General features: G+C 34.4%; 20 protein-coding genes. 6 read left to right on the top strand and 14 right to left on the bottom strand.

All coding sequences use genetic code 11. The features are described 5' to 3' along the window. Nucleotides 1-9 precede the first annotated feature (9 nt). The 5 genes from DK866_RS06140 to DK866_RS06120 form a co-directional block, all read right to left on the bottom strand. Nucleotides 10-2757 carry a phage tail protein gene (locus tag DK866_RS06140; protein ID WP_109408156.1) on the bottom strand — a complete coding sequence of 916 codons (2748 nt, stop codon included), beginning with the start codon at nt 2755-2757 and terminating at the stop codon, nt 10-12. After that, nucleotides 2744-3133: a hypothetical protein gene (locus DK866_RS06135; protein WP_109408155.1), complete on the bottom strand. Its 390-nt coding sequence runs from the start codon at nt 3131-3133 to the stop codon at nt 2744-2746. Before DK866_RS06135 ends, DK866_RS06140 begins: the two co-directional genes overlap by 14 nt. Nucleotides 3134-3403: 270 nt before the next feature. Continuing rightward, nucleotides 3404-4531 carry an ABC transporter permease gene (locus tag DK866_RS06130; protein ID WP_109408154.1) on the bottom strand — a complete coding sequence of 376 codons (1128 nt, stop codon included), beginning with the start codon at nt 4529-4531 and terminating at the stop codon, nt 3404-3406. Then, entirely contained in the window at nt 4532-7288 is a 2757-nt protein-coding gene (rbbA, locus tag DK866_RS06125) for a ribosome-associated ATPase/putative transporter RbbA (RefSeq protein WP_208624172.1), read from the bottom strand. A gap of 8 nt (nt 7289-7296) precedes the next feature. Then, nucleotides 7297-8370 carry an HlyD family secretion protein gene (locus DK866_RS06120; RefSeq protein WP_109408152.1) on the bottom strand — a complete coding sequence of 358 codons (1074 nt, stop codon included), beginning with the start codon at nt 8368-8370 and terminating at the stop codon, nt 7297-7299. 856 nt (nt 8371-9226) lie between these two features. Here DK866_RS06120 and DK866_RS06115 point away from each other — a divergent pair. After that, nucleotides 9227-10261, top strand: a complete 1035-nt coding sequence (locus tag DK866_RS06115) for an isoaspartyl peptidase/L-asparaginase family protein (RefSeq protein WP_109408151.1) — start codon at nt 9227-9229, stop codon at nt 10259-10261. A 333-nt stretch (nt 10262-10594) separates the two neighbouring features. After that, a complete protein-coding gene (locus tag DK866_RS06110; protein WP_109408150.1) occupies nt 10595-11587 on the top strand; it encodes a tyrosine-type recombinase/integrase in 993 nt (330 codons plus the stop codon). Between the two features lie 94 nt (nt 11588-11681). Here DK866_RS06110 and DK866_RS06105 read toward each other — a convergent pair whose 3' ends face one another. The 4 genes from DK866_RS06105 to DK866_RS06090 all read right to left on the bottom strand — a co-directional run bounded on the left by DK866_RS06105 (nt 11682) and on the right by DK866_RS06090 (nt 16214). Further along, nucleotides 11682-13133, bottom strand: a complete 1452-nt coding sequence (locus tag DK866_RS06105) for an AMP nucleosidase (RefSeq protein WP_109408149.1) — start codon at nt 13131-13133, stop codon at nt 11682-11684. Nucleotides 13134-13200: 67 nt separating this feature from the next. Continuing rightward, nucleotides 13201-14490 (bottom strand): hypothetical protein, encoded by a 1290-nt coding sequence (locus tag DK866_RS06100; RefSeq protein WP_109408148.1) that lies wholly within the window; start codon nt 14488-14490, stop codon nt 13201-13203. Between the two features lie 137 nt (nt 14491-14627). Further along, a complete protein-coding gene (locus DK866_RS06095; RefSeq protein ID WP_109408147.1) occupies nt 14628-15536 on the bottom strand; it encodes an AEC family transporter in 909 nt (302 codons plus the stop codon). A 192-nt stretch (nt 15537-15728) separates the two neighbouring features. Next, the gene (locus tag DK866_RS06090) at nt 15729-16214 is read right to left on the bottom strand and encodes a GNAT family N-acetyltransferase (protein WP_109408315.1); all 486 of its coding nucleotides are present in this window, start codon (nt 16212-16214) and stop codon (nt 15729-15731) included. Nucleotides 16215-16351: 137 nt separating this feature from the next. Between DK866_RS06090 and DK866_RS06085 the strand changes: the two genes are divergently transcribed. From DK866_RS06085 to DK866_RS06075, 3 genes are read left to right on the top strand one after another with little or no spacing between them, the layout of a single operon-like run. Beyond that, entirely contained in the window at nt 16352-17461 is a 1110-nt protein-coding gene (locus DK866_RS06085) for a glycerol acyltransferase (protein WP_109408146.1), read from the top strand. Then, the gene (locus DK866_RS06080; RefSeq protein ID WP_109408145.1) at nt 17455-18336 is read left to right on the top strand and encodes a phosphatase PAP2 family protein; all 882 of its coding nucleotides are present in this window, start codon (nt 17455-17457) and stop codon (nt 18334-18336) included. The genes DK866_RS06085 and DK866_RS06080 overlap by 7 nt, the downstream gene beginning before the upstream one ends. Beyond that, nucleotides 18320-20833: a PEP/pyruvate-binding domain-containing protein gene (locus DK866_RS06075; RefSeq protein WP_109408144.1), complete on the top strand. Its 2514-nt coding sequence runs from the start codon at nt 18320-18322 to the stop codon at nt 20831-20833. Before DK866_RS06080 ends, DK866_RS06075 begins: the two co-directional genes overlap by 17 nt. 88 nt (nt 20834-20921) lie before the next feature. Here DK866_RS06075 and DK866_RS06070 read toward each other — a convergent pair whose 3' ends face one another. Then, entirely contained in the window at nt 20922-21404 is a 483-nt protein-coding gene (locus DK866_RS06070; protein WP_109408143.1) for a hypothetical protein, read from the bottom strand. Nucleotides 21405-21654: 250 nt separating this feature from the next. Between DK866_RS06070 and catA the strand changes: the two genes are divergently transcribed. After that, nucleotides 21655-22296 carry a type A chloramphenicol O-acetyltransferase gene (gene catA, locus DK866_RS06065; RefSeq protein WP_109408142.1) on the top strand — a complete coding sequence of 214 codons (642 nt, stop codon included), beginning with the start codon at nt 21655-21657 and terminating at the stop codon, nt 22294-22296. Nucleotides 22297-22387: 91 nt separating this feature from the next. On the opposite strand, the gene DK866_RS06060 is transcribed toward catA, so the two are convergent. The 4 genes from DK866_RS06060 to DK866_RS06045 all read right to left on the bottom strand — a co-directional run bounded on the left by DK866_RS06060 (nt 22388) and on the right by DK866_RS06045 (nt 26679). Continuing rightward, nucleotides 22388-23380 (bottom strand): alpha/beta hydrolase family protein, encoded by a 993-nt coding sequence (locus tag DK866_RS06060; RefSeq protein WP_109408141.1) that lies wholly within the window; start codon nt 23378-23380, stop codon nt 22388-22390. A 167-nt stretch (nt 23381-23547) separates the two neighbouring features. Then, the gene (ahpF, locus tag DK866_RS06055) at nt 23548-25113 is read right to left on the bottom strand and encodes an alkyl hydroperoxide reductase subunit F (RefSeq protein ID WP_109408140.1); all 1566 of its coding nucleotides are present in this window, start codon (nt 25111-25113) and stop codon (nt 23548-23550) included. A gap of 70 nt (nt 25114-25183) precedes the next feature. After that, entirely contained in the window at nt 25184-25747 is a 564-nt protein-coding gene (ahpC, locus tag DK866_RS06050) for an alkyl hydroperoxide reductase subunit C (protein WP_006536680.1), read from the bottom strand. Nucleotides 25748-26031: 284 nt separating this feature from the next. After that, complete coding sequence (locus DK866_RS06045) at nt 26032-26679, bottom strand: hypothetical protein (RefSeq protein ID WP_109408139.1); 648 nt, start codon at nt 26677-26679, stop codon at nt 26032-26034. Nucleotides 26680-26715: the final 36 nt, after the last annotated feature.

Raw genomic sequence — 26715 nt, 5'->3', positions numbered from 1 at the left:
ATTAATTAATCAGTTTTCTTGTTTATATAAAATATACATACCTAATCCTCGTAAGATCTCACCAGACCAAAAACCATAGAACATACCATTATCACTCCCGACTCTTACAGCTGGGGACCAACTTCCATTCATGGGACTTGTTGGAGACACAATTTGATAATGTTCAATAAGTTCAGTAACTGATTTTTCAATAATCCAATTTAATTTACTGTTTTTACACCCAGACATTGCTGCAAAACAAAGGCCACATAGCCACAATCCTGTCATATGACCAACAAAATCTCGCTTTTCTGGTGGTGGAGAATCCGCAGGAAATTCGCAAGGAAATCCACCTACTTTTTCGAAAAAATGAATAAGATAAGCAACCCAATTATTTGTAAATTGAATAAGATTTTCAGGAATATTTTTTTCACATAAAGCTAATTCATACCACGCTCTAGCTGCTGAAGCAAAAGCCCTAGGTTGATAACCTGCCCAAGCATCACTCCCCCAGTGATTAAAAATAAAGGTATCTGCCTCACCATACTCAATGTTATCCCAGCGATCCCAAACATAGGCCATAGCAACAGGTCCTTTCACCTTAAACTTCTCTTCATAAGCCTTTTGGGCATCAAACAAAAACTGACACATATTTTCTAAATGGGTTTGTGCATTTTCTTCATGGATATAAATAAAAGGATGTTGATAGCCAGGATAAGGTAATCCACGCCATGAATCGAATTGAGAGGAATCTTTTGTAGAATTATTGGAAAAAGGAATAATTCCGGGGGTATAAGCAAGTTTATTGAGATCGTTATAGCTAATATCACAATCACCAATAAGTCCTTCAAAACTATCATCACCTGATAGGGTTATTGAAAATTTATGCGTCCAACCATCAAGATCATTAAAATGAATGGGAATATCGTTAAAGCAATACCAAGTAAGTTCGGAGCTATTCTCTTTTTCAGCTTCATTTATAGCAAGAGTAACGCTAGATACAGCTTGTAATTTTGGATAATTAGGCTTAATTTCGTCATCTGAGTAATAAGGTTGGTAAGTCGTTAATGCAAGAGATTCAGGTGTTAGCTGAATAGTAGACCATTTGCCTCCTGTTGCAGGTAATATCCAGTGCCAGCGCCAAAATTCAGCATCATAAATAATGATTTCCCATTTATTTCTATTCAATTTATACGTAAATGATGTCGGAATCGTTTTTTCTTCTTCTGTTAACCAAAAACCCACCATCATTTTACTGCTATTTTTAAGTTCCACATGTTGTACAACAGCTGAACGACCATCAACAACATTATCCTCAAACTCAAATGAGGTTTTGATATCTTCACCAAGTTCAACATACCCTACATCATTAACAGTAAGGTATTCAATATCTTCATTTTTTTGAATAAACGAACTCACACTGAATTCATATTTTATTACGTTATTATTTGTATAAGTATGAGGTAGTGACAAAAACCAATTTTTCACAGCATGACTGTTCTTTTGCGGAATAATACCCATATTAATTCTGACGTTTAATGGGGCTTTATTTTTATCCACTCCTCCTACATTAATGGTTATTTTAGAGTTTTTATCAATTTTCTTAGAAATACTTTGCTGCTCTAAAGTCACCGTAGCATTTCCATCCGTTTTTATTCTGATAAATCCCTGTTTATTCCTATCAAGAGTAATTTGGCGATTTTTGGGGTAATGATATTCATAGGAGATCCCGTCAGTAAACGGACTTAATTCAGTAGTAGATTGTCTGAAGAACTTATCATTAGAATCAATATTTGCATATCTCATGCACATTAATGCGCTATTTCGCCAAGCTAACCAATAACGGTGTTCATTCGTTATTTTCCATAATGTATAACTTGCCTCTAAAAACCACTCTTCTGCATCAGCAGCATTCCCATAGTTCTGTTTATCAATAATAGGAATATTAAGAGGTCTATTATGCCATGCCATATTTCGTTTTATCAGAAAGCCACCTTTCTCTACAGGTTGAATATTTGCATGACACAATTTCCATAATCCATTAATTGGCGATGCCATTTTTACATAGCCTTTGGGTTCAATCGCATTTTCTTCTAATACATAACCTTGCTTATCAATTTTTCGTCCGTATAAATCAATCAACCATGCTAATTCAACGGATTCACCCTTTTTACTCCAATTAATACTTCCATCATTATTAATTCCGACAACTCTGGCATTTATATTTGAATAAGATAATACTCCACGATAGGCTTGTGTCACTATATCAAGGTATTCTCCCCAATAAGGCGTGCCATGGGGTATTTGACATATTCCATCAACAAACATAATTTCAGTATCAATAAATCCTGAATTAGTTGGTTCATCAAAATTAATTGGCCAATTAGATAATGTGGGCTCTTTACCATTAATAATCCATTGGCTTAACCATCTATTATGAGGAGGGTCGGGAATTGTTTGATCTTGATAGAAATATTTAATATAGGCATCAAAGCACCAAATTGCTTTATCTAACCAATATTTATCCTTTGTTGCCTTATATACATAAAGATAACCCAATATTTGTAAAGATTGACCTTCTGTTGTTGCATCTCCATTAGGCTGTGATTCTAAACGTGTATATCCTATTGTGTGTCTATTATTTGATAAAACACCATCAAGATTAAAGACAAAATGTTGTTTATTTCTATCCATTGTTAAACCAGTATTATTATCTAAGAATCGTTGATGACCAAATAACAAATTATATACAGACATTAAATTATCATTCTGATACATGCATACCTCCCCCAATAAATCGCCCCATCCATTTCCCGTTAAGTGCAATAAACTGGATCATATCAATAGCATTTTTATCCCATGACAATAGAGGTTTACGACCTAAAGGCCATAATACACCATCAACAAAAGTCACTTGATTTGCACCTGAACCTTGAGTGATATGAAGTAAAATTTGAGAGCCGGATGTCGCTGTAGGAAGTTGAATAAAAGTCATCGGTTCATTAAGTGTTGTGGTGTACCAAGCATTTACAGAGTGAGGTAAATATAATTTATCTCTAATTGGCTTAATATCCATTATATCTATACCAATTTGCTCTTCTTTATTAAATTTACTTTCTCTTATTGCAACTTTAAATATTCTTATTACCTTCATAAAACCAACCTTATTTAAATATTTTTAAAGTAATCGATAAAAATATATTAATTTCATTATTTTTATAATGGGTAAGGTTATTTACTAATGAGCTTTACTTAATGTCTTACCTTAAATATATTATTTACCCTTGTAAATATTAATTATTAAAACCCCATAATTAAGTAAAAACACCAAGTGGAGATGATTTAATTAATAAAAAACCTATCCACTTCTATATTTAATAATAGAAGAGAATAGGTTAAATTATCGATTAATATTTAAAATTTATTAGGCCATAGCCGAAATGGTTTTTCTAAAACGTAATAAGGCTAATGAGAAAAATACCGACCCAATAACAATTAAGACAATAAATTGAGGCCACACAATAGAGAAATCAGCACCACGATATAAAATAGCCTGAGCTAAACTCACGAAGTGTGTTGTTGGCATTGTTTGCATTACATCTTGTACAAACTGAGGCATACTTTCTCGTGATGTCATACCACCAGATAGCATATTTAATGGTAGTAAAACCATAATCATCAATAAACCAAATTGTGGCATTGAACGCGCCATTGTACCTAAGAAAATACCAATAGAAGTTGTCGCAAATAAGCTTAAAGCAACACCACACATAAACAGTAAAACCGAGCCTTCAATAGGTACATTAAGCAAGGTTTTTACCACTAAGACTAACGACATTACCGATGCCAATAGTACAACCAAACCCATTGACCATATCTTAGAAAGCATGATTTCAAACGGAGTTACAGGCATAACCAGTAAATGTTCAATGGTTCCGTGCTCTCGCTCCCTTATTAATGCGGCTCCTGTTAATACTATTGATAACATAGTGATATTATTGATAATTGCCATCACAGAGCCAAACCAAGATTGTGTTAGGTTAGGGTTAAAGCTCATTCTTACTTCTAAATCAACAGGTAATGGGTCATTGGTTCTGTTTTTGGCTAAAAAGGTTTTCGCCTCTCCCATTACAATATTTTGTATATAACTATTACCTAAAAACGCTTGGCTCATTCGTGTTGCATCGATATTAACTTGTATTTCCGGTTTACGACCCGCTAAAAGATCGCGCTGAAAATTAGGTGGAATATCTAATGCAAACGTATAAGCGCCTCGGTCTAACAAACCATCTATTTGCTCAGGAGTGATATCTGCAGGTGGCAAAAAATAAGGCATATAAAAACTATTTACAATACGTGCAGATAATTGTGATTTATCCTGATCAGCAACCGCAATCGGTGCATGGTGTAATGAACCTGGTGTTACCGTTGCAGATGAATAAATCGATACGGTAAAAGCAAACACAATTAATGCCAGCATGGCCTTATCACGTGAGAGGCTTCGTAGCTCTTTTATACCTAAGTTAAATACATTTTGCATTGTGTGCCACATTTAAGCCTCCTGCTTTTTCAAGAAAAAGACACTTAGCCCAATTACAATAGGGATAGTAATAAGCAAAGGAATAAAAGACCAAGGCAAATCAAAAAGGTTTAATCCTTTAGAAAAAGTCCCTCTTGCGATAGTTAAGAAATGAGAAGTCGGATAAATATGCCCTATCCATTTACCAATGCCTTCTAATGATGAAACAGGGTCAATCATTCCTGAAAATTGTGTTGCTGGAATTAAGGTAATAATTGAAGTACCAAAAATAGCGGCAATCTGACTTTTCATGAAACAAGAGATTAATAACCCCATCCCTGTTGCGATCGTAATATAGAGCAATGCCCCTAAAGAGAGCGTAAGCATACTGCCTTTAAAACTGACGCCAAATACAAAGACTGAAAGCGCACAGAGCATAAAAAAGTTAAACATTCCCAATAAGATATAAGGAAATTGTTTACCTAATAAAAACTCAGCCTTGGTAACAGGTGTAACATAAAGATTAATAATAGAACCCAGCTCTTTTTCACGTACCACACTCAATGCACTTAACATTGCAGGGATCATCATTAATAAAAGTGGGATAACAGCCGGTACAATAGCAGGTAAGCTTTTTACATCAGGATTATAACGATAACGTGTTTCGATATTAATTGGTGATAATTTATCAACCACGTTTGTTGGTTGACGCATTGCCATATCAAGCATCCATGTTAAGTGCATTGCCTGAATATAACCACGTACTGTTTCAGCTCGATTTGGCATCGCACCATCTATCCAAACGCCTATTTTTACAGTATTTCCCTTTGCAACATCACGGGCAAAGTTAGGCGGAATTTCAATAGCAACAGTGATATCGCCACTACGTAGCCGACGTTCAAGTTGGTCATAATCAGTGATTGGTGCTTTTTCAATAAAATAACGAGAACCTGACAGATTTTGGCTATATGCTTGACTTAAACCCGTTTGGTCTCTATCCATAATACCAAAGCGTAAGTTTTCAACGTCCATGCTAATTCCATATCCCATAATAAACATGAGAATAACCGTTCCTAATAACGCCAGTGTTAGACGCACAGGATCGCGGCGCAACTCCATCCCTTCACGAATACTATAGCTAAATAAACGTCGTAGGCTAAATCGTTGCTTTAAGGCTTTTTCTGCACTTTCATCGCTAGATGTGGGAAGTTGTAGTGTTTTTTCATTAAGTTCAGGATTTTCCTGTTCACCCGATGCCTTCTTAAGATAATCAATGAAGACTTCTTCAAGGGTATCAAATTGACTATTTTTGACTAAATTACTCGGAGTATCAGTGACTAAAACTTTACCCGCATGCATAAGTGACATTCGGTCACAGCGTGCGGCTTCATTCATGAAATGGGTTGAAATAAAAATAGTGACACCGTCACGTCTTGATAAGTCAACCATCAAGTTCCAGAACATATCTCGAGCAATAGGGTCAACCCCTGAGGTTGGTTCATCCAGTATCAACATCTCAGGTTTATGAATAACTGCGACTGCAAGGGATAAACGTTGGCGAATACCTAATGGCAAACCATCAGGAAGGACATCTTCAACATCGGTTAAATTAAAACGCTCACTCATCGCCTTAACTTGTAGAGGAATTTCTTCTTCAGGAATATGGAAAAGTTTGGCATGTAATTCTAGATTTTGTCGTACAGTTAATTCACTATAAAGTGAAAAGGCTTGCGACATATACCCCACTCGACGACGAGTTTCGATATCTTTAGGATCAACTTCTTGACCAAATAACCAAGCTCGTCCCTCACTAGCTTCTAATAATCCCGTCAGCATTTTCATTGTGGTTGATTTACCACAACCATTTGATCCCAAAAATCCAAAAATTTCGCCTTTAGGAATACGAAAGCTCACATGATCAACCGCAACAAATTGACCAAAACGCATGGTTAGATCTTTAGCTTCAATGGCAATCACATCATCGTCGCTTTTATCTCTAGGAGGAATAATTACTTTTTGATGATTCTTTTTCTTTTCTTCAGGTAACAACTCAATAAAAGCGGCTTCTAATTCATCCGTATGAGTTTGTGCTTTTAATTCATTGGCATGACCTGTTGCTAAAACTTTTCCAGCATCCATAGCAACCAGCCAATCAAAGCGCTCAGCCTCTTCCATGTAAGCAGTCGCAACTAACACGCTCATGTTTGTTTGACGTTTACGGATACGATTAATTAACTCCCAAAATTGAGCACGAGATAAAGGGTCAACCCCTGTTGTCGGTTCATCTAGAATAAGTAATTCAGGATCATGAATTAATGCACAACATAAACCCAGTTTCTGTTTCATCCCACCAGAAAGTTTACCTGCTGGTCTGTCACGAAACGGCGCTAGACCCGTACTTTCAAGTAAGTCGTTTATACGCTCTGCTCGTTCTTGTTTTGATTGACCAAATAGACGGCCAAAAAAATCAACGTTTTCAAAAACAGAAAGTGTGTGATAAAGGTTTTTACCTAATCCTTGTGGCATATAAGCAATACGGGGACAAACAGCCCTTCGATGTTCAACATCATTCATATCACCATTTAAAACAATGACTTGCCCTGTTTGAATCTCTCTGGCTCCTGAGATAAGAGAAATTAAACTCGATTTACCTACACCGTCAGGGCCTATTAGGCCGACCATTTTTCCTGCTGGAATAGTCAATGTCACATCATCAAGTGCTTTGGTATCGCCATAATGTTGGGATACATGAGTCAATTCAATGATATGAGAATGACTTTGCGTTCTCATTGTTTGACTCATTGTGGTAATTTCACCTCTAAATCAGTTGGCCAAGATTGATTGTTATCTAATCGAATATAAGCACGACCTGGTAATCCGGTTTTTACATATTCAAGATGTTTTTCAAGTAACTCAGGTGAAATTCTCGCTCTTACACGAAACATCAATTTCAGTCTTTCATTATCCGTTTCAACTGTTTTTGGCGTAAATTGAGCAACACTAGCGACATAAGTCGTTTTTGCAGGAATAACAATATGAGGGGCTGCATCTAAAATAATATGAACGTCACTACCTAAAGCTGCTTGACCTGCCGCTTCAGTTGGTAAAAAGAAGGTCATATAAACATCACTTAAATCAACCATATTTAACACACGACCGCCAGCGCCTAAAACTTCGCCTGGCTCAGCAACACGATATTGAACACGACCATTACGAGGGGCTTTTAAAATACTGTCATCTAATTCAGCCATGATGCGTCTTTCGGTTGCTGTTGCGGCATCTACTTTTGTATTTGCTTGAATAATGCCCGCTTTTGCAGATTCAATAGCTGCTACGGTTGCCGTTTCTTGCGCTTTGGCAGCTTCAACGGCAGCTCTAGCTCCTTCAGTTCTGGCGATATCATCATCTAATTGTTGAATAGAAATAGCATTGGTTTTTACTAATGCCCGAGAACGATTGAGTCTTTTTTGTGCTGCATCCAGTTCAGCAATACGTTGACGAACCACCGCTTGGGCAGCAAGTTGTTCGCTGTTACGTTGTGATAATGCAGATTGAGCAGTAACAACACTGCTTTTTGCTTGATTTAATTGTGCTTGAACTTCATGAAGTTGTTCTTTTAGTGTACGAGTATCCATGTTGGCTAAAACTTCACCCGCTTTAACAAAATCACCTTCTTGCACTAAAATAGAGTCTATTCTTCCTGGACTTTTTGTTGATATATCAATTTCGGTTGCTTCTATTCTCCCATTACTTTGAGCAAATCCAGAAGGAAGTGTCGGTGCTTGGGATTTCCACCAAAAAACACCGGCAGCAATTATCGCGATAAGAATAATACCGTAAACAAAAAAACAACTCTTTTTTTGATTTTTCATATAAATTATTTAACCTTCCTTTAGCCATAAAATAATACCCAAAATGTGTTTATCTGCTGTATGTCAGAAAATAGTTAAATAGTAAAAACTGATTAATTTTTTATTTTATCTATATTTAAAAATAGTTCATTTGTATTAATAAAGCTAACTCATACCTAATAAAAAAATAAAATGTTAAAAGCTAACCTTATGAATTATAAATATTATGTTATTATAATAGAGCCTTAACTCAAATTAATGTAGTGCTTTTATCACAGAATCCATTATCCCTTTTTGATTATTCGAAGAAGCACACAAATTGTATATAAAAAACACCTTTTTATTACATTCAAATACAAACGAAACAATAACAACTGGTTATCAATCTGTTATCAATATTAAAACGATACTTGTCTTTTTATTTTCTTTTATAAAATAACTAATTATTAGTTAACTGTAATGTAACCATCTATAGCAACTGGTTGAATTTATTAAATAAATTAATTTAATCCTATTTTTAAACACTTATTTTAAATACCTGGAAATAATCAGTAAAAATAGCATTATTAATTTTAAATTGAATATATTATTACTTACTTAACATATTGCTTCTGATATAAAAATAACCTCTAAAAAACATAACTATTTGAATATTTTATAAAATAAATCGTAAAGTAAAATCACTCTATGACCGAGATCGACAAATCAGAAATAAATTCAAGTGTTCAGACCACTTATGTCTTAAACTTTTTATATAGTGATTATTGCAGTTAGTTATTATAGCTAACTTACGTAATTAATTAGAACTTAGGAATAAAGTAGTAAGAAAATATATGAAAATATCAAATTAATTTTAATCTAAAATAAGAAGGGTTATATGAATAATATAAAGTATAAACTCGCCACAATGACACTCTGCACTCTATTTGCTACCTCTGTTTTTGCTAATACCCAATCCCCTATTCGCCTTGTTATTCATGGTGGTGCAGGCACAATTACTAAAGACACTATCACCCCTGAGCAAGAAAAAGAATATAAAGAAAAACTGACTGAAGCATTAAACGCAGGATATGCTGTTTTGAATAGCGGAGGCACTAGTATAGAAGCGGTTCAAAAATCAATTAACGTAATGGAAGATTCGCCTCTCTTTAATGCAGGAAAAGGCGCCGTTTTTACCCATGATGGACGTAATGAACTTGATGCTTCTATTATGGATGGAAAAACACGCAATGCCGGTGCTGTTGCTGGAGTCACTACAGTTAAAAATCCTATCAATGCAGCTATTGCAGTAATGGAAAAAAGCCCTCATGTTTTAATGGTATCAAATGGCGCAGATGTTTTTGCTAAAGAACAAGGGCTGACAATTGTAGACCCTTCTTATTTCCGTACCGAAAATCGCTGGCAACAACTCCAAAAAGCGATAGAAAAAGAACAAGTCGTTTTAGATCATGATGGAAAAACAGCTGCACTTTTTGTTGATCCGATGATGTACGATTATAAATATGGCACAGTAGGTGCAGTTGCTCTGGATCAACATGGTAATTTAGCAGCAGGAACTTCAACTGGCGGAATGACTAATAAACGCTATGGCCGAGTAGGCGACTCCCCTATTATTGGCGCAGGTAACTATGCCGATAATGAAACAGTTGCTGTATCTGCAACGGGTTCTGGTGAAATGTTTATCCGTACATTAACCGCCTTTAATATTGCTGCCCAAGTTAAATATCAAAATCTACCTTTAGAAACAGCGGCACAAAATGCACTTGATGAAGTCAAAGCTATTAATGGAAGTGGTGGTGTTATCGTATTAGATAAGTCAGGCAACTATACGATGAGTTTTAATTCTGAAGGTATGTACCGTGGCACAATCGGTAATGATGGAAAACCTGTTGTTGCTATTTATAAAGAGTAAATTTAAATAGTCATTTTTCTATTTCGTACCCAATTTCTTCCTTATTTTTAAACAGAGAAAAAATGAAGATCTTGGGTACGAAACCTTAGCTCATCTCCTATTGTTTGTCTTATTCCCTACATTTTTTCTGAAAGAAATCTATTCTTAATTTTAGAGACAATTCAACTCGATTACTATTTACACTAACTATGTTCAATTAATGCGCCAATTGATAGTAAAACAAACAAGATCCACTCTACTTATTAAAATGATCCTTTGAAAAAGTAGCTTTTTTCTTTTTTAGATCTGTTAGAATATTCATCATGGTTATGTTGATTTAATAAGGAAATTACAGTGGAATTTCACCATGACGATCAGAATTTAACACCTGAAACATCGCTAGTGCTGCCTGAAAAACAAGCATTATTAGATCTGAATGCAACATTCACCTCTCCATCTCACACAAATCCCGCAATGGCTTATTTAATGAGTTTGGGATCGAAACGCAGTCGTCAAACCATGGGATCGTTTTTAACTATCGTTGCCAAAATGATTGGTTTTTCTTCTCTTAAAAACTGCCAATGGGGTGCGCTTCGTCGTCATCATATTCAAGCTATTATTGATATGTTATCTGATGCCAATAAAGCCCCTGCCACAATCAATACTTATCTTGCTGCATTAAAAGGTGTTGCTTTAGAAGCATGGGCAATGAAACAAATGGATACTGAAAGTTATCAGCATATCCGCCAAGTTAAATCTGTCAGAGGAAGTCGATTACCTAAAGGTCGCGCATTAACAAGTCATGAAATTCGTGCTTTATTTAAAAGTTGTGAAAAAGACAACTCATCGAAAGGTTTAAGAGATGCTGCAATATTAAGTGTACTACTGGGGTGTGGATTACGCCGTTCAGAAATAGTCGCTATTAATTACGAGCATATTCAATTTCGTGATCAAGCTTTTCTTGTCAGAGGTAAAGGTAATAAAGAAAGAATATCTTATATGCCCGATGATACTTGGGATCGAGTTCAATTATGGATTGATGAAATAAGAGGTACTCAAGATGGCCCTCTTTTCACTCGAATTCGTCGTTTTGACGATGTAACAACTGAACGAATTACAGACCAAGCTATTTACTATATTTTAGAAACTCGTCAGCAAGAAAGCGGTATTGATAAATTTGCTCCTCATGATCTTCGAAGAACTTTTGCTTCCGCAATGCTTGATAATGGCGAAGATATTGTGACTGTAAAAGATGCAATGGGTCATGCCAGTATTATGACAACTCAGCGTTATGACAGACGTGGGGATGATCGACTAAGAAAAGCAGCACGCCATTTACGTTTTTAAATTTTATTTTTGAATAATTTACTTTTGATAAAATCAAATAAAAATCCCAAACTATTGAATTAATTATAATTTGGGATTTATTATTACTTACAATTTATCTGAAAGGTGGTTCATTAAATGTTCTCAATTTTCGAGAGTGCAAATTATTTTCTTCTTGTTTAAGTAACTCGATAGCTTGTATACCAATTTGCAAATGTTCTGATACAGCGCCCTCATAGAAATGATTAGCCTGACCAGGTAATTTAATTTCACCATGTAATGGTTTATCAGATACACATAATAATGTGCCATAAGGGACACGGAAACGATAGCCTTGTGCAGCAATAGTGGCACTTTCCATATCAACAGCAACCGCACGACTTAAATTAAATCGTCTTGCTGATACCGAAAAACGTAATTCCCAATTGCGATCATCCGTTGTAACAACGGTTCCTGTTCTTAATCTTTGTTTTATTTCATGCCCTGGTTTTCCACTGACTGCTTTAGTGGCGTCATAAAGTGCACGTTGTACTTCTGCAATATTTGGGATTGGAATATCAGGCGGTAAAACATCATCTAAAATATGGTCATCACGCAAATAAGCATGGGCTAAAACATAATCGCCAAGTTGTTGGCTTTCACGTAATCCGCCACAATGACCAATCATTAACCAAACATGAGGCCGTAAAACCGCCAAGTGGTCACAAATTGTTTTTGCATTTGAAGGGCCAACACCAATATTAACTAATGTTATTCCGGGGCCTTCTTTAGCAATTAAATGATAGGCAGGCATTTGATATTTCTTCCAAGTTAAATCTGATATTAACTTTTCAGGATCAACAGTATCTGCTGTAATTTGTTGAAACCCAGCACAGGAAAGCGCGCAATATGGACTATCTTTATCCGCAACTTGATCACATGCCCAACGAACGAATTCATCAACATAACGATTATAATTCGTATATAAAATATAGGGTTGAATATCTTCAGGCAATGTACCAGTGTAATGCTTTAAACGTGCCAGTGAGAAATCAGTACGTAAAGCATCAAAATGAGAAAGTGGCAATATTTCCCTATCACAAATTAAGCCATCGGTAATTTCATCACCAATTTTAGATAGATCAGTTGTTGGAAAGTATTTTGCTAAAGAGGCACTCATTTTTCTATCAAAACCAATACCAGTTCCATCAATTACAAAAGGATAAGGGATCTCTTGTTTTGAGGCGCTGACTTCAAAAGTTGCATGATAGGCATCAGCAATAAGTTGCAGTTGTTCTGACAAATAATTTTCAAATAAAGCAGGATTAGTAATAGTGGTGGAATAAGTACCAGAACGAGACAAACGTCCATAAGCTCTCGTTTTATCTTCTGTTTTTATTTCCCCAGACCAATATACCGTTAATTGAGGATAAGCAAATAACCCTTCTGCTCTTTGCTTTACATCGGGTAATGTTCCATTTTGTGCATAATCAACAATTGCATTACGTAAAGCATCAACGGCGCTTTGGTATTGTTGTTTTAATTTATTAATAATCTTTTGAATTTCAAGGTAATGAAGTTGTGACATAAAAAGAGCCTTTTACTTATTATTGATTTTATAGCCATCATAGCAAGAAGCTCTCTTTATCCCAAGATCAAGATTTTAATAAACTATATTCAACTTTACTTTCATTAGTAGAAATGGTTAGTTTTTTTATCAGTTCAGGATTAAATTCAAATTTGATATTCATACTTTCTTCCAGCAAAGCAAATCTATTTTGTTTATAATTAAATTTATCGCCAATGCTATCTTCCATTCTTTTCACAATTTCATTTGTGTATTCAGCTAATGCGGTATCTACTTTTTCCCTTGACATAGGAGCATCAACAAAATTTTCAACATATAAATTCATAGAGTTATAATCAAACTCATTTAAAATAACACCTGATAGTTGGCTCACTTTTTCAACATCAGATTCTATAATTTCTTTTTTATTGTTGACCGTTATAATGTATGTGTTACCTTTATTTTCTATATTAATAGATGTCTTTCCTGTAAAAGGTGAGTACATTGAAGCTATAGGCTCATATTTTTCAAATGAATCTTTTATTATTGGAAAAATACCTTGATTGAGCAATTCAAAGATAATCATAGTATCTTGATTATTTAATGATTTAAATTTATCTTCTAATAAAACAATGTCAGATATATTCTCATTATTGAATTTCAAAACATACCTTGATATATCTTTCGCTACCTGATCTCTTAGTTTTTCGTAATTATGCTGATATGCAGAATTATATATATTATCGATTAATTTTTCAGCATCAACATTGGCAACGTATTTTTTACTATTTTCTTTCAAATATTCGTATTTATCATTAAATGTTTCTTTTGCTTCAAAGGTATTTAGAGCAAACCTTTTTTCGTCAAGATGAATTTTTTTATCATTGATACATTCCATAAGAATTGCTCTAAATGCAATAAACTTTTCCTCATAATCTTTAATGTCATTACTTAATATAGATAACTTATAATAATTATTAATAAATGCATCTAGTTCTTCACTACTATAATTTTTTAAATCCAAGTTGAGTTCATTCTTTATAGCGTTAATAAATGGTGTGATATCACAGCTCGCCTCAATAAACCCATCATTAAAATCAATAATATAAGAGATATATTCATTATTTGATTTATATTGAAAATTACTTTTATACTGTTCTCCAGCGAGTTTCTTTAAATGAAAGAAATCTCTATTTTTTTCTAAGGTCGTTGTTTCTTCGCTAAAATAAATATTATGAATTAATGTTAATACTTTTTTTTCTTGACTAAACCCAAACCAGTCTTTTATTTTCCCCCAAATACTCATTACATCAGATGGTGAGTTATCTGATAATTTATTTATTTTTTCCTGACTAATATTTGCATTTAAAATTTTCATGTTAGCCTTTATTTCCATTTTAAATAAATGAAAAATAAATGTAATAAAAAATAAAATATTTTAATATAAAAAAACGCCACAAAATCATGCTTGATTTAATATAAAGAACATCTCACTTAAATAAGTATTTTAAAAAATCACCCAGATAGCAAGCTTAATACAATAGGCAATGTAATTACTGCAAACATTGTTTGAGAAGTAATAATTCCCGCCATTAGTTCAGAATCTCCGCCAAGTTGTCGAGTTAAAATATAGGAAGTAGGCGCAGTAGGAATAGAAAAGAAAATAACTAAAAGCATTGTCACTAATGGTGATAAATCAAGAAGATAAGCAATACCATATGCTATTATCGGTACGATAAGTAAACGAGTCACAGTATTAATGCTAATCATTTTACTTTCCGCTTTTAACGTTGATAGATGTAATGCGGCACCAATACAAATTAAGCCTAAAGGTAAACTGGTGGCAGCTAATAACTTAAGAAACTGATCACTGCCAAAAGGAAGCCCTATTCCAGATAAATTGATCACTATTCCTATGACACAAGAAATAATTAAAGGGTTTTTAATAATAGGTAATACCAATTGACGCAATGTTACATTTTGCCCAGCTGTTAAACAAAGTACCGAGGTCACATTTGATAGCGGAACTAAAGTTGCCAATATTAATGCCGCTATTCCTAATCCCTCAACACCAAATAAATCAGCAACAATAGCTAAACCTAAATAAGTATTAAATCGAATATTGCCTTGAACAATTGCACCAAAACGCCCTGCAAGCCAACCTGTGATTTTTTTCAATACAGTACATAACAAAGTAATAATAATGACCACAGAAAAAATAGCCCCAGCAAGGTGGGGTAATTGAGGATCAGATAAAGGTGCATTTGCTAGGCTATTGATCAGTAACGCAGGAAAAAGTAAAAAGTAATTTAGCTTTTCAGCACCAACCCAAAAAGCAGGCTCAAACGTTTTATTTCTTCTTAAAATTGCACCTAGCGCAATTAACGCAAATAAAGGCCATAACGTTAATAACACATTTTGCATAATATTTATCCTAGAGATGTCGTGATACTTTACAATATCGTAACATCAGGGCGATTGCTATTTTATGTTGTTAATACAATAACCAACTCAAAATATGATAAAAATATAGCAATATCGCATTTTCAGAATAGCATTTTTTATTTTTAGATCATTCAGTACAAATTTTCTTTTTATGTGCATAAATTCTCGAAGCTAATCTAAATCAATGTACATTCGATAACAATGTAGATTTGCTTTTGCTAAATTTGAATAGTAATCTCGCTCTTCTAATGCTTTAAAGCCCTGTTTTAAATAAAATATTACTGCGTTAGGCGTTGCATCCAAAAATAATTTTTTTTGCCCCCTCTTTATTGCTTCATGTTTCAACTGTTTTAAAATAAGTCCTGCAAATCCTTTCCCCATATATTCTGGTAATGTAAAAATTGCTTCAGCAAAACCTGTTTTGATATCTAAAAAACCAGAAGCTACTGGAATGTTATACTCTTTATAATCAATTACATAAAATGGATTATCTATAATAGCTTGTCGATACCCATCAGGCATTTCATCGGGAGTCCAAGCAGCTAAAATATCTTTTGGATAAACATTCTCACAACCAAATCGCAAAGCTTGATTTCGTAAATACCACAATCTTTTTGCTTCCTGTGGTTCAGCAAGTCTGAGTTGAATCATACTCATTTCCATCTTATTCATTAGAATTAAAAGCCTCGAATCAGTAAAAAACTATTATTCTAATAGTGCATTTTAAATTTTTTAGTGTTACTTTTTTTTAGAGCATGATATGTTTTGGCAGAAGGATAATGTAAGGAAATCTTATGCCTAATTCAATATTACCTTCCCCAATAAAAAAAACCTCCTCTTTTGTTGCTGGTTCTGAACTTCCTTTTTATTATCAATTCATATCCACTTCAATTAGAGAAATCTATTTTTCAAAAGTTTCACTTATTTACCATAATAGATCTCAATCCGAAAATACACATCCAAAGCTAATTCTTTGTAGTCATCGGAACAGTGCTTTTGATGGTTACATTGCATTGAAGGCATTTCCTAAAGCTCAGGCTTTAGCATCAATACAATTATTAAATAGTTGCATAATGAAGACTTTTTTTACGGGTATTCCCGTAGTTAGAAAAAAGGATAGACAACGTTTAGGTATAAATACAAATATATTTTCAAGCCCTTCAGAAGCAGCAATTGCACATATAAAAGCAGGCGGAGATCTACTTTTATTTCCAGAAGGCAGTAGTGAGTGGGGTTACCAGCCTTTACCTTATCAACGAGGAGCTGCAAGAATTATTAGAACATTAATCAGTGAGGGAGTAGGTTTTGATATTATCCCTATGGGATTATTTTATATCGCACCTGATAAATTCAGTTCAAAAGTTGAAGTTTATATTGGAGAGAATATATGTATAACCTCGAAAAAAGATAATTTATCAATCAGAGAATGGGAACAAAATATTCATAAAGAAGTATCTAATGCATTAAATAAAATTTCTGTTAATTGTCCAGATGTTGATATTTTTGAAAAAGCCTCATCCTATGCTTTTAATAAAAATAAAGAAGGATACTCTTATGCTGAATCCTTTATTGATTATCAAAATAATTTATCTCAAGCAGATAATAGCAATAAAACTATAGAAGAAACCTCTCAATCTTCTATTCTAATTTGGCGTTATATTTCATTTTTATTTATGTATATTTTATTCCCGATATTACTTTCATCATTTATCGCATCTCATTTTGCTGATGCACGTAATACCGTTAGCTTCTTTAAAATATTAGGTGGCGCTATTGCCTCAGCAATTTGGCTTCCGATCTTAGTCATGCTCCTATTCTTTTCACCTCTATTTATTGGTATAAGCTTAGTCAGTGCATCATTCGGCTTCATATTGATAAGGAAGAAAGGCGCCCAAATATGTTAACGACTAAAGCTAGGATGCTTTTTAACCATCTATTTTCCGTGCAACTCTTTATTATCTGGGGACTTGGTGCTTATGGTAGTTGGTTAATTCATGCTACAGAGATGCTAACACCTATTTTCTTAGGTTTGTTTTTATGGATTTTATTGGTTTTTGTCGGATATAAAAATCAACATTCAACATATCATTCGCGATTTTATTGGTTAGGTTTGTTACAACTGATTGTATGCTGGACCATTTTTCCCTTATTTAAGTCAATTCGCTATGGATTATACCAATGGAGTTTTGATGATATTTTATATACTTTGGATAAGTTTTTGTGGTTTGGAAAAAGTTTACCCGAATGGTCTATTTTTTTACAATCAGGATGGCTAAGTGAATTTCTTTCTTTTTGCTATTTTAGTTTCTATTTTCTAATTATTGGTAGTGCCCTGTTCTTCTTTTTTAGCCGGAATAACGTGCTAACTAAAAACTATTTTTTCGGTTTAATGCTGATGTATTTTTTGGGATTTATTGGTTACTTTACTATTCCAGCCGCAGGTCCTTACTCTGCATTTCCTTCTGATTTTAACTATCCCGTTTACTCTGGCGCTATGACATTATTTCTGACTGATCTCGTTGATAAGGGCATTACAGGAATGGATGTTTTTCCTTCATTGCATACAGGGATAACGCTTTATATTGTTGGTTTTTTCTATTTATCAGGTTATCAAAAAACGGCTTATTGTTTATTTCCTATCCTAATAGGGCTGATTTTGGCAACTGTATATTTACATTACCATTATGGCATTGATGTTATTGTCGGTGCTTTACTTGCATTATGGGTGCTTTACATCACAGGTAAAAATAATAAGGTCGAATATGGAACTCATTTATAAAATTAACGAGCCTATTGCTTCAGAAATTTCTATTAGCGGAGGTAAAGGTGCAAGTTTAGCGAAAACGATTCAATCACTGCCTGTTCCAGATGGTTTAATTCTTTCTTGCCAAGCTTATCAGTTATTTATTGCACCTTTGCTCCCTAAAATTAATCTTTTCTTATCAGATAAAAAGCAAGAAATTGAATCAATTAGTAATAATATTCGGCATCTTATTTTACAAGCACCTATGCCTGAAAATTTAATTCATTCTCTAAGCACAATGTTAAATAGTCTTCAGCTGAATGATACCGCTTTGGCCGTGCGATCATCCGGAACATTAGAAGATATGCCTGGAGCAGCCTTTGCTGGCCAGCATGACACGTTATTAGGAATTAAAACGTTACCTCATTTACTTGACGCTATTCGCCAATGTTATGCCTCTTTATGGCATACTCACGTCATGCTTTATCGTCAACATTTAAATTTACCGCATACTCAAGCATCAATGGCTGTTGTATTACAAAGGATGATTGATGTTCAAAAAGAAGAAGCAGCAGGCGTTGCTTTTTCTGTTGATCCTGTTCAAGGCTCTCTTTCTACCGTATTAATTAATGCAGCCTTCGGTTTAGGTGAAACCGTAGTTGCAGGTGAAGATCCTGTAGATGAATTTCTCGTTGATAGAGAAAGTTTAGAATTAAAGCAAACAACAATTTCTCAGAAAATAAATGCCATTGTGATGGTGAATAATGGTACTGAAATTTTACCTCTCGAACCTCAAAATCAATCTATACCTTCCTTAACGCCTGAACAGTGTAAACAAGTAGCTGAACTGGCTATTTCAGCAGAAAAATATTTTGATTTTCCACAAGATATAGAGTGGGCATTTCATGATGGAAAATTATGGCTTTTACAATCACGAAATGTGACACAAATTGCCCCAATTTGGACAAGAGAAGAATCAGCAGAAAGATTTCCTAATCCTATTACGCCATTAACATGGGATATGTGTGAAGCGGGTTTTCATTCATCATTAAACTTTAGCCTTAATCTTATGGGGCTTCCTTCATTTAATGGCAAATGGTTTGGGATGCAAGATTATTATATTTATGGTAACCAAAATGCGGTTTCTTTGTATAGTAATCGGCTTCCCACCTCAATGATGAATGATTTACCTACCCTACTAAAATCTTTGCCTGAAATAGCTCAAAAATTTAGTTGGGTACAAGAATTACCTATTACTTGGATGCGCGATTTAGACAAATACTTGATCTCAATCGGAGCATTAATGAATGAACCATTAGAAGACAAAAATTTGTCTCAACTATGGGATTATGTGCAAAGAATTAATAAATTAGGTGCTGATTACTTCTTACCTAATATTGCTATATCATTGACCCAACGCTCTCTCTATTCCGCACTGATGGCCTTGCTAAAACTCTTTTTTAAAGAAGAAAAATATGCACATACTGCATTCGATAATTTAATAGCAATGTCTGAAACTAAAACTGGGCAAGTGAATGCAGAACTTTGGACTCTTTCTCGTTATGTTCGTCAGCAACCTAAACTTCTTGAGCTTATAGCATCGATTGTTCCTGAAAACATTATGCAAGAAATTGAAGAATGTGATCCTCATTTTCACCAGCAATTTTCCTTATTTTTAGCAAATCACGGTCATCGAGAATTAGACTTTGATGCGTATCATCCAACTTGGCTAGATGCCCCCCATATTGTGTTGACTCAAATTAAGGCAATGGCTGATTTAGCTGATGATAAACAAGTAGATGATCCATTAGGTAAAAAAATTCTACAATCAGAAACTGAATTTTCAATTGTTTCTGATGCTCCTGAAGAGTTACGTTTTTTCTTACAAGAGATTATTCGATTAGCTCGAGTTTATACTGCACTTGATGACTTAGAACATTATCAAACAACACGACTAGCTTTACCTATGCGTCGCGGGTTAAAAGCACTAGGAGAACGACTGGTTATTCGTAGTGTCTTAGACTGCCCTATGGATATTTATTTTGCTAATGAACAACCTTTAGCCGAAGCAATTCTTGCAGATAATCCTACAACTTGGAATAAGCTACGCCATCATATATACCAAAATAAGTCTGGGTATTTAAAAGCAAAATCAGTTACCCCACAATGGATTTATGGCGAAGATGGCGGTGATGAACTGAATACAAATGAGCACCAATTAAAAGGGTTGGCTGGAAGTGCAGGCATTGTTGAAGGTGAAGTTTATCTTGTTCATGGCCCTGAAAATTTTGCCGAATTTCCACAAAATGCCATTTTAGTTGCAAGAACAACCAATCCAGCTTGGACTGCACTTTTTTATCGAGCTTCCGGCATAATTACAGAAAGTGGTGGACCATTATCTCATGGTGCTGTTACTGCTAGAGAATTGGGATTACCTGCCATTATGGGCGTTCGTAATGTATTGAATATTTTAAAGAATGGACAAAGAGTAAAAGTTGATGGACAAAAAGGAGTCATTGAGATTTTATCCTAACTTTTTGATAAACCATGAGCCATATGCCTTGATCAGAAAAAGCATCTTTTTAGATGCTTTTTCTCATTTCACACAACACATTTTTTAATTAGTTATTTTCTTTTTCTTCTGGCGTTTTATTAATGTCGATATCAACTTTATAAGCAGAAGGTGCAAGTAAAGCAACCAACCCACCTATTAATAAAACAACAAAAAGCACCATTAACATGGTTGGCGCATTAAAGAGCAAATATGGCATTAATAATATAGGACTGATAGTAAAAACAAGTGAAATAATGACTGGATAACTTATACCAATATCTCTCACTCGTTGTGATAAAATCAGAGTAAATATGTAGATTTGTATTATTAAAAGTACAATTTCGATTAAACCATATGGCGTAAAAGAAAATTGATAATAAAATGCACTTTCAATTATTGAATCTGCGCTTTCAGGATAAAGTAATATATACCAGCGATATATTAAGTTTTCGACAATAGCAAATAAAATTGACCAAGCAATTTCTAAACCTAAAAAAGAGAGCCTTCCACGTCTTTGTTTTTTCCATTGATAAGCAAGTTTAGCTTGCATCATAAATCCCTTCATTTTTTAAAAAGTAACCTTCTTATCATAATATACTTAATGTCTTTTTCCAAAAAAATGTTATTGTAGTTAGTATCAGCACAAAAATATCTTTAATATTTAATAATTAGTGCGATAATACGTTATATTATCTTTTATAATAATTAAATATGTGGTGAGTTATTATGCAGCCTATTCAGACAACCCGTTTTGCCCTTCTTCACTAAGAAAATTATTACTTAACAAGAAGGGCTTAAAAATGAATTATAAAAAAATTGATTTAGAACAATGGCATAGAAAAGAACACTTTTTACATTATCGTCATAACTTGCAATGTGGTTTTAGTTTGACAACTAAGTTAGATATTACGGCCTTAAGGGATATATTAACTAAAAATCATCTTAAGTTTTACCCTGTAATGATCTATTTGATTGCAAAAACGGTAAATTATTATCCTGAATCTAGAATGGCAATAAAGAATGATGAATTGGTTATTTGGGATTATATCGATCCTGCATATACGATTTTTCATCCAGAAACGGAAACTTTTTCAGAGTTATGGAGCAAATATGTTGAAGATTGGCGTTCTTTTTTAAAAGAATATAAGCAAGATTATCAAAAGTATAAAGATAATCTGAATCTATCTGCAAAACCTAATTTACCTGAAAATCATTTCTGTATTTCGATGATCCCTTGGGTAAGTTTTGATGGATTTAATTTAAATGTTGCTAATGTAAAAGATTATTTTCCTCCCATTTTTACTATGGGAAAATATATTCAACAAAATGACAAATTTTTATTACCAATATCCATTCAAGTACATCACGCTACTTGTGATGGTTTTCATATAGCAAGAATGGTCAATAAACTTCAAGAGTTATGTGATGAGTTTTCAGTCTAACTATATTGACTTTTAGATAAAAAACTCGCCCTTTTATCAATTAAATAAAAGAGCGAGTTATTAAAAATTTGTTCAAATATAAATCAAATCATTATCGAACTTGTTTATTGATCCATTTTATTTCTTCATTAGTGAATCGAATATTGCTTTCTTTATTTGTATCAGTATCTTGTAAAATTTTATCTTTAATTAATTTACTGACTGGAACAATAATATTAAAGTGATCACCATTTTTAATACTATATATTTTTAATGGGATATCATGCACCATTGCAACGGCACGTAGCTCATTAAACTCATTCCAAAAATAGTCTCGACCTTCAAAATAAAAAGTTGGTGTTTTTATTGATTTAATATAACGATATACAGATCGAACATTAAATTCCTCTTCCTTATTTCTATCAAAAGGTAACTCAACTATCATATCTCCTTCAGCTCTTAATTTAAGATCAGGTATTCCACCTAAAGAGAAAACAGCTCTAAATTTATCACTATATTCACTCGCTAATAATGCACGTGTTCCTCCAGTGCTATGTCCAACGATATAGATACGTTTAGCGTCAATGTAAGGCAATGATGCTAAATATTCTCTCGCTGATTCTAGATCTTCCAATTCGCCATAGAACATTTCATAACGACCAGGATTGGTATTTTCACCTCGAAAAGATGGGATCATCAGTACCATATTGGGATCTCGAAAAATAGCACCAGTTTGATCATTATCAGCCGGTTTAGGTTGCCAAAAATAGTCATCACCCCCTATTCCACCGTAGCCTCCATTTAACCAGATCACGGCAGGCAATTTCGTTTTTTTGTTTGCTGGAGGTGGTGTTAAATAGGCATACATATCACCGGGTTTGGCTGGGTATTTAATAACATTAAATATTTCTGGTGGCGCTTCCCAAGGTGGATCAATATTATCAAAACTGTCATTTATAATTTCGGTTTTAAAACGCTGATGTGCTTCAAATAAAGTTTCATCACGAATTTCGATATCTGCATTAACAGAAAAAGAGCTAATACTTACCAAAGAAAAAAGAATTGCAGGAACAATTTGTTTAAAATTCATCATTTTTATATTCATATCAATCAACTTCCCTATAGATTATTTAAGTCGTGAGATAATAGCATAGGTTGTTTGAGGTTTATGAATAGAGATTTTTCGATAAATTAAAAATTCAAGGTAGAAAAAAGCATCTCAATTGAGATGCTTTGATAATGTAAAATAGTTAATTTTTAAGCCTAGCTTGCTTATTTTGCAGTCGTACGAATTAAGTAATCAAATGCGCTTAATGAGGCTTTAGCACCTTCACCAGCAGCAATAATAATTTGCTTATAAGGTACTGTAGTACAGTCACCAGCGGCAAAAACACCTTTAATATTGGTTTCGCCACGAGCATCAACAACAATTTCGCCCACCTTATTACGCTCAACTGTACCTTCTAACCACTGCGTATTAGGTAATAAGCCGATTTGAACGAAAATACCTGCTAGCGCAATATCGTGCATAGAATCATTGGTGCGATCTTTATATTTTAGACCGGTTAATTTAGTACCATCACCATACACTTCTGTAGTTTGAGCATTTAAGATAATCTCTACATTGCTTAAGCTACGCAGTTTTTTCTGTAATACAGCGTCGGCCCTCATTTCTGGCGCAAATTCTAATACTGTGACATGTTCGACTAAGCCGGCTAAGTCAATTGCAGCTTCAACACCTGAGTTGCCACCACCAATTACAGCGACTCTTTTGCCTTTAAACAGTGGGCCATCACAGTGTGGACAATAAGTTACACCACGAGTACGGTACTCATTTTCACCGGGAACATTCATATTTCTCCAGCGAGCACCTGTTGCAATAATTAAGCTACGAGTTTTTAAAATTGCACCTGATGCTGTTTCAATTTGGTGTAATTCCCCTTCTGATGCCCCCGGAATTAAACGACTGACTGTTTGGCTATCAATCACATCCACTTGGTAATCATCAACGTGAGCTTTTAAAGCACCCGCAAGTTTTGCACCTTCTGTTTTTGGTACAGAGATATAGTTTTCAATATCAACAGTATCAAGAACTTGACCACCAAAGCGCTCACCAATAAGACCCGTGTTTAAACCTTTACGTGCTGAATAAACAGCCGCTGATGCACCTGCAGGGCCACTACCAACAATCAATACATCAAATGCATCTTTTTGGTTTAATAATTCCGCAGTACGTTTTTCTGCATTGCTGTCTACTTTGTTAACGATTTCAGCTAAAGTCATACGACCTTGACCAAACTCGTTACCATTTAAGAATACAGCAGGAACGCCCATAATATTACGTTCCTGAATTTCATTTTGGAACATGCCTCCGTCGATCGCTGTATGTGTGACCTTCGGATTTAAAATCGCCATTAAGTTTAATGCCTGAACAACATCTGGGCAGTTATGACAAGAGAGCGAATAATAGGTTTCGAAATGAAACTCACCGTCTAACTGACGAATTTGTTCAAGTAATTCTTGTGCTTCTTTTGATGGGTGACCACCAGTTTGCAGTAATGCTAAAACTAATGAAGTAAATTCATGGCCTAATGGCGAACCGGCAAAACGAACACCAGTTTCTTTTCCTGGGTTAGTAATAAGAAAAGATGGTTTACGCACATCAGCGTTATTATCTTCACGATAAGTGACTTTATCGGATAATGGTTCGATTTCTTTTAATAGCGCTTGAATATCAGCTGAATGTTTGCTGTCGTCTAATGTTGCTACTAACTCAACTGGCTGGGTTAATCGTTCTAAATAAGCTTTCAATTGAGCTTTTAAATTATTATCTAACATTTTTGCACCCTCAATAAAATCGGGTGCCGAAACACCCGATAAATAACTTTTTTAGTGGCTTAATTCTTATTTAGATTTTGCCAACTAAATCCAGTGATGGAGCTAAAGTTGCATCACCTTCTTTCCATTTTGCTGGGCAAACTTCGCCTGGGTGGCTAGCTACATACTGAGCAGCTTTAACTTTACGCAGCAGGTCTGATGCATCACGGCCAATACCTTCAGCTGTGATTTCAATTGCTTGGATGATACCTTGTGGGTCAACAACAAAAGTACCGCGGTCTGCAAGACCTTCGTTTTCACGCATATTTTCGAAGTTACGAGTTAATGCGCCAGTTGGGTCGCCAATCATACCATATTTGATTTTACCGATAGTTTCTGAGCTGCTGTGCCATGCTTTATGGGTAAAATGTGTATCGGTAGAAACTGAATAGATTTCTACGCCCATTTTTTGGAACTCAGCATAATGATCCGCTAAGTCACCTAATTCGGTTGGGCACACAAAAGTGAAGTCTGCAGGGTAAAAGAAGAAAACGCTCCATTTGCCTTCGACGTCCTTTTCAGTCACTTCTACGAATTGACCGTCTTTAAATGCCATGTTTTTGAATGGTTTGATTGGGGTATTAATTAAAGACATTGTATTTCCTCCTGTTTGGTATGGGAACTAATGTACCTATTCCACTTGAGAATAGCTAATACATTCCTGCTATCAGTTCAATAGGTTTTACCTAATGAGTTGAAGAAATTGATAGAGATAGGTTAACGAAATGTAGCTATTAATGCAATTAAACAACAATGCAGCATGCCTTACTTACTATCAACAACTCTCTCTATTTAACATCCTTGCCTTAAATGGCGATATACTTATAACATTATGAATTATAAAAATAATAATTCAACCTACAACAGATTAGTTTAATATTATTGTGCTAATTTAGCAGGTTTAAGGATAGTATAAGTACACTCAAATGCTGCCTTTTGAATACGATAAATATCTTGGTCATCCGTTGTGGATTGAACAACCGCATCACCCGGTTGAAAGCGTTGCAATTCTCCCCATGGAGCTTCCATTGCAAATGCAGGTGTAGATCCCGGTACAATAAAATAATTCATTTCGATCCCTTTTGGGATAAAAGGTTGATAATCATTAGGATAAGACACTAAATTAATTTCATTTTTCTCTGCCGTATTGTAACGTTGAGCAAATTTAGCTTTTCTTACCAATATTTCTTCATTACCTGTCTCTGGACAGATATTTTGTACGACCCAATCTCCCCCTTTTGCAGGTTCAGAGACAGTTTCAACACCTTCACCTTTAATAATGGTTGTGATGATTTCACCTTCTTTAGCCGGCCTTGCCAATACAGGCTTGGTTTTAATAGCAACACCAGTGATCCCTGCTTGCTGAGCTTGAGTAAAATAAGCTACTCGCTCTTTTTGTGGTAATTGTGATAGGTCATCTGCAAATACGAAGGAAGGAATTAAGGCCAAACCTATTAATAGTGTTTTTATTCTATTTTGCTTATAGGTCTTATTATTTGAATAACTGTTTTGTGTATAGAAAGACATTGAATTGTTTCCTGCTTAATATTAATCGTATTTAAA

Origin of the sequence: Proteus genomosp. 4 str. ATCC 51469, from assembly GCF_003144375.1 — a bacterium.
Taxonomy (GTDB): domain Bacteria; phylum Pseudomonadota; class Gammaproteobacteria; order Enterobacterales; family Enterobacteriaceae; genus Proteus.
The sequence above is the reverse complement of the archived record's forward strand: the minus strand, read 5'-3'. Positions and strand labels throughout refer to the sequence as shown.

Excerpts from the sequence above, each read along its gene's own strand:
- DK866_RS06060 (WP_109408141.1), bottom strand. The coding sequence starts at position 23,380 with ATGAATATAAAAATGATGAATTTTAAACAAATTGTTCCTGCAATTCTT.
- rbbA (WP_208624172.1), bottom strand. The coding sequence starts at position 7,288 with ATGAGAACGCAAAGTCATTCTCATATCATTGAATTGACTCATGTATCC.
- ahpC (WP_006536680.1), bottom strand. The coding sequence starts at position 25,747 with ATGTCTTTAATTAATACCCCAATCAAACCATTCAAAAACATGGCATTT.
- DK866_RS06140 (WP_109408156.1), bottom strand. The coding sequence starts at position 2,757 with ATGTATCAGAATGATAATTTAATGTCTGTATATAATTTGTTATTTGGT.
- DK866_RS06075 (WP_109408144.1), top strand. The coding sequence starts at position 18,320 with ATGGAACTCATTTATAAAATTAACGAGCCTATTGCTTCAGAAATTTCT.
- DK866_RS06045 (WP_109408139.1), bottom strand. The coding sequence starts at position 26,679 with ATGTCTTTCTATACACAAAACAGTTATTCAAATAATAAGACCTATAAG.
- DK866_RS06135 (WP_109408155.1), bottom strand. The coding sequence starts at position 3,133 with ATGAAGGTAATAAGAATATTTAAAGTTGCAATAAGAGAAAGTAAATTT.
- ahpF (WP_109408140.1), bottom strand. The coding sequence starts at position 25,113 with ATGTTAGATAATAATTTAAAAGCTCAATTGAAAGCTTATTTAGAACGA.
- DK866_RS06085 (WP_109408146.1), top strand. The coding sequence starts at position 16,352 with ATGCCTAATTCAATATTACCTTCCCCAATAAAAAAAACCTCCTCTTTT.
- DK866_RS06095 (WP_109408147.1), bottom strand. The coding sequence starts at position 15,536 with ATGCAAAATGTGTTATTAACGTTATGGCCTTTATTTGCGTTAATTGCG.
- DK866_RS06105 (WP_109408149.1), bottom strand. The coding sequence starts at position 13,133 with ATGTCACAACTTCATTACCTTGAAATTCAAAAGATTATTAATAAATTA.
- DK866_RS06130 (WP_109408154.1), bottom strand. The coding sequence starts at position 4,531 with ATGTGGCACACAATGCAAAATGTATTTAACTTAGGTATAAAAGAGCTA.
- DK866_RS06090 (WP_109408315.1), bottom strand. The coding sequence starts at position 16,214 with ATGAGTATGATTCAACTCAGACTTGCTGAACCACAGGAAGCAAAAAGA.
- DK866_RS06080 (WP_109408145.1), top strand. The coding sequence starts at position 17,455 with ATGTTAACGACTAAAGCTAGGATGCTTTTTAACCATCTATTTTCCGTG.
- catA (WP_109408142.1), top strand. The coding sequence starts at position 21,655 with ATGAATTATAAAAAAATTGATTTAGAACAATGGCATAGAAAAGAACAC.
- DK866_RS06120 (WP_109408152.1), bottom strand. The coding sequence starts at position 8,370 with ATGAAAAATCAAAAAAAGAGTTGTTTTTTTGTTTACGGTATTATTCTT.
- DK866_RS06115 (WP_109408151.1), top strand. The coding sequence starts at position 9,227 with ATGAATAATATAAAGTATAAACTCGCCACAATGACACTCTGCACTCTA.
- DK866_RS06070 (WP_109408143.1), bottom strand. The coding sequence starts at position 21,404 with ATGCAAGCTAAACTTGCTTATCAATGGAAAAAACAAAGACGTGGAAGG.
- DK866_RS06100 (WP_109408148.1), bottom strand. The coding sequence starts at position 14,490 with ATGAAAATTTTAAATGCAAATATTAGTCAGGAAAAAATAAATAAATTA.